Origin of the sequence: Bacillus timonensis, assembly GCF_004799755.1 — a bacterium.
GTDB lineage: Bacteria > Bacillota > Bacilli > Bacillales > Bacillaceae_L > Ferdinandcohnia > Ferdinandcohnia timonensis_A.
Genome location: NZ_SLUB01000134.1, coordinates 1 through 937, shown reverse-complemented (window position 1 = coordinate 937; position 937 = coordinate 1). Strand labels below are relative to the sequence as shown.

The 937-nt window shown below is 29.9% G+C and carries 1 protein-coding gene; it reads left to right on the top strand.

Annotated elements, in window-relative coordinates:
- Window positions 1-156: 156 nt before the first annotated feature.
- A partial coding sequence (locus E1I69_RS24195) for a TniQ family protein (protein WP_207308608.1) occupies window positions 157-937 on the top strand: 781 nt, incomplete at its 3' end.

Here is a 937-nt window from a genome sequence, read left to right as displayed (position 1 = left end):
AGATGTGTATAAGAGACAGGTATATATTAATTCACTATGGAGTTGATGGTAAAAATGTAGAGGTTTTGACAAAAAACCATTTTAAAGAAGCAGTGAAATATTCGGGTTACATTGAATCAGAAATTTATAGTGATCTTTTAAATAAAGGGGGCTAAGATGAAAAAATTAATTTACAATCATACCGAAGAAAATCTCAAGAGAACTTTTGCCTGGAGTAGTAGTTGGTACCATCCCTATGAATCAGCTTGGAGCATATTTCATAAGTTTATGTTTGCAAACAAGGTTACAATTAATGATTTATTTAAGATATTTGGTTCAGAATCTATCCAGAATAAAAGAAGCAATGTTTGGAGTAAAAAAGATGGAGATTTATTTACTTTAGAAGGTTTTGATGAAAAGAGATTACAAGATATACTTGGTTTTAATTTGAAAGCAAATATAATTGAAGAAAGCGCAACAATATTAAAAATTTTAATTCAAAAACATCATTATAAGGTTTTCTATATTGACACGTTTAGGTTTTGCCCTGAATGTATAAAAATAGGATATCATAGTACTTTTCATCAATTTAAACTATTTAATACTTGTCCACTTCATAATAAGCCACTATCATCAATATGCCCCAGTTGTGGCGGGGGTTGGAAAAATGAATATAATCTCATAAAAAATGAAATCAAGCATCCTTTTCAATGTCAGTGCGGATTTTTATTCATAAACGAAGATATGGCTAGAATGTTTGCAAAGACCTGGAGCTCCAATTCACATGATATAAGAGATTCTAGTCTAGTTACCAGATTGTTTGAATTAAATGCTCACAGCGAAAAGACAAAGCGCATTCATATAAGTGATTGTATAGATTTAACGAATTATGAGAATCCCTTTGAATATTTATACCTCACTGTTAATTCAAAAGAAGAAAACACAAAGCATATAGTTT